Source organism: Halobacteriovorax sp. CON-3 (assembly GCF_043196995.1).
In the GTDB taxonomy this organism is placed as follows: Bacteria; Bdellovibrionota; Bacteriovoracia; order Bacteriovoracales; family Bacteriovoracaceae; genus Halobacteriovorax_A.
In genome coordinates this window covers 1,931-5,192 of the sequence record NZ_JBEBNA010000005.1, presented here as the reverse complement: position 1 = coordinate 5,192, position 3,262 = coordinate 1,931, and the positions used below count along the sequence as shown (strand labels likewise).

Below are 3,262 nucleotides of genomic sequence, written 5' to 3'. Positions count from 1 at the left end.
CTGGCTTTTTATATAGAAGGTGCATCTTCCTAGTCTCACACCAAGTTACCCTGGCACTACCTTCGGCGCAAGCGGGCTTAACTGCTGAGTTCGGGATGGTATCAGGTGTTTCCCCGCCGCTATCGACACACCAAAAATTTAATTCTTGGTATATTTAATTCTTTTTTTCGACCTTTGCAAGTCTATTAAGCGATATTTTCACACTTAAAAAACAATATCAAATAGAAGTGAACTTAAAAGTAAAAGTTAAATAAAGCAAAAAGACTAATTAGTATCGCTCAGCTCAACACATTACTGCGCTTACACATGCGACCTATCAAGCTCGTAGTCTACAAGCTGTCTTATAGAAATCTTATCTCATGATGGGCTTCCCACTTAGATGCTTTCAGCGGTTATCCCTTCCGAACTTAGCTACTCGGCAATGCAACTGGCGTCACAACCGATACACCATAGGTTCGTCCAACCCGGTCCTCTCGTACTAAGGTCAGATTCACTCAAATTTCTTACGCCCACGGAGGATAGAGACCGAACTGTCTCACGACGTTCTGAACCCAGCTCGCGTACCGCTTTAATAGACGAACAGTCTAACCCTTGGGACCTGCTCCAGCCCCAGGATGCGATGAGCCGACATCGAGGTGCCAAACCTCCCCGTCGATGTGAACTCTTGGGGGAGATCAGCCTGTTATCCCCGGAGTACCTTTTATCCGTTGAGCGATGGCCCTTCCACTCGGAACCACCGGATCACTAACACCGTCTTTCGACCCTGCTCCACTTGTTTGTGTTGCAGTCAAGCTCCCTTATGCGTTTACACTCTACAGCCGGTTTCCATGCGGCCTGAGGGAACCTTTGTGCGCCTCCGTTACTCTTTAGGAGGCGACCGCCCCAGTCAAACTGCCCACCAGACATTGTCCCCCCACCGGATTACGATGGTAGGTTAGGATTTCAAATAGCAAAGGGTGGTATTTCAAGGATGCCTAATCGTACGCCGGAACGCACGCCTCAACAGCTCCCACCTATCCTACGCATTACTATTCAAAAGCCAATGTCAAGCTACAGTAAAGGTTCACGGGGTCTTTTCGTCCTTCCGCGGGTAGCGCGTATCTTCACGCGCACTCCAATTTCGCTGGGTCTCTTGTTGAGACAGTGGGGAAGTCGTTACGCCATTCGTGCAGGTCGGAACTTACCCGACTAGGAATTTCGCTACCTTAGGACCGTTATAGTTACGGCCGCCGTTTACTCGGGCTTCGATTCAAAGCTTCTCCCAAGGGATAACCTCTCCTCTTAACCTTCGAGCACCGGGCAGGCGTCAGACCCTATACGTCCACTTGCGTGTTTGCAGAGTCCTATGTTTTTGATAAACAGTCGCTACCCCCTTTTCACTGCGGCCCCCGTCAGCTACATCGGCAAGCGATGTCACCAGCAGGGGCGAGCCTTATCCCGAAGTTACGGCTCCAATTTGCAGAGTTCCTTAACAAGAGTTCTCCCAAGCGCCTGAGGATTCTCTCCTCATCTACCTGTGTCGGTTTACGGTACGGATTGATTATATTCTTCATACGAAGCTTTTCTGGGAAGCAGAGGATCACAAACTTCGGGCAAGCCCTCGTCATCACGCCTCAGCCTTCACGTGTTGCGGATTTGCCTACAACACAGCCTACACGCTTAAACCCACATCCAACAGTGGGATTTGCTACCTTTCTCCGTCACTCCTCATGTCAAACGAATATAACCAAGTACAGGAATATTAACCTGTTACCCATCGATTACGCCTTTCGGCCTCACCTTAGGATCCGACTAACCCTGGGCGGAGTCACCTGGCCCAGGAACCCTTAGATTTTCGGCGGGAGTGATTCTCACACTCCTTATCGCTACTCATGCCATCATCAGCTCTTGTGGGATCTCCAGCGCTCCTCGCGGTACGCCTTCATCGATAAACACAATGCTCTTCTACCAATGAACAAAGTTCATTCCATAGCTTCGGTACGTATCTTTAGCCCCGTTACATTTTCGGCGCAGAACCACTAGTCCAGTGAGCTATTACGCTTTCTTTAAAGGGTGGCTGCTTCTAAGCCAACCTCCTGGATGTCACAGTAGTTCCACAACCTTTCCCACTTAGACACGATTTAGGGACCTTAGCTGATGGTCAGGGCTCTTACCCTTTCGACTACGGACCTTAGCATCCGCAGTCTCACTGCCTGATATTACTTAACGGTATTCTGAGTTTGATATGGTTTGGTAAGCTGGTGAGCCCCCTAGCCAATTCAGTGCTGTACCCCCGTCAGTATTCGTCAGACGCTGCACCTAAATGCATTTCGAAGAGAACCAGCTATCACGGAATTTGATTGGCCTTTCACCCCTATCCACAAGTCATCCCAACAGTTTTCAACCTATATGGGTTCGGTCCTCCACAAGGTGTTACCCTCGCTTCAACCTGCTCATGGATAGCTCATCCCGTTTCGGGTCTACGACCTGCTACTATTCGCCCTATTAAGACTCGGTTTCCCTACGGCTACACCTTCAACGGCTTAACCTTGCAACAAATCGTAACTCGATGGCTCATAATGCAAAAGGTACGTGGTCATGCCTTACAATAGCACTTCCACCGATTGTAAGTATATGGTTTCAAGTTCTATTTCACTCCCCTCATCGGGGTTCTTTTCATCTTTCCCTCACGGTACTTGTTCACTATCGGTCAGTAAGTAGTATTTAGCCTTGGAAGGTGGTCCTCCCAGATTCAGACAAAATTTCACGTGTTCCGTCCTACTCAGGATACTGCTAGCGCTTATCAACTTTCGGATACGAGGCTTTCACTCTCTTTGGCGGGACTTCCCAGACCCTTCTCCTAACATCAAAGCTACACGTTGCAGTCCTACAACCCCGCTAAGTAAACTTAACGGTTTGGGCTAGTTCGCGTTCGCTCGCCGCTACTTGCGAAATCTCAATTGATTTCTCTTCCTCGAGGTACTTAGATGTTTCAGTTCCCTCGGTTAACTCCAGAATGGCTACTTTACTCACCAAACGGTTCCTGCTGTTTCCAACAGGAGGGTTCCCCCATTCAGAAATTCCCGGATCAAAGCCTGCTTGACGGCTCCCCGAGACATATCGCTGTCTAACATACGTCTTTCATCGTCTCTTACTGCCAAGATATCCACCATATACCCTTAGTAGCTTTATCTAACCAACTAAAAGTTTGTATAATTAATATACTTGTCTTGTATTACTTTTAAGTTCTCGTCTTCTATCTGATACTGTTATTTAAATGTAA

2 rRNA genes are annotated in these 3,262 nt (G+C 48.1%); both read right to left on the bottom strand.

From position 1 onward, the window contains the following. Positions 1-16 precede the first annotated feature (16 nt). Positions 17-133: ribosomal RNA gene (gene rrf / locus ABMA72_RS16710) — 5S ribosomal RNA — on the bottom strand. Positions 134-247: 114 nt separating this feature from the next. Then, positions 248-3,172 (bottom strand): 23S ribosomal RNA (locus tag ABMA72_RS16705). Positions 3,173-3,262: the final 90 nt, after the last annotated feature.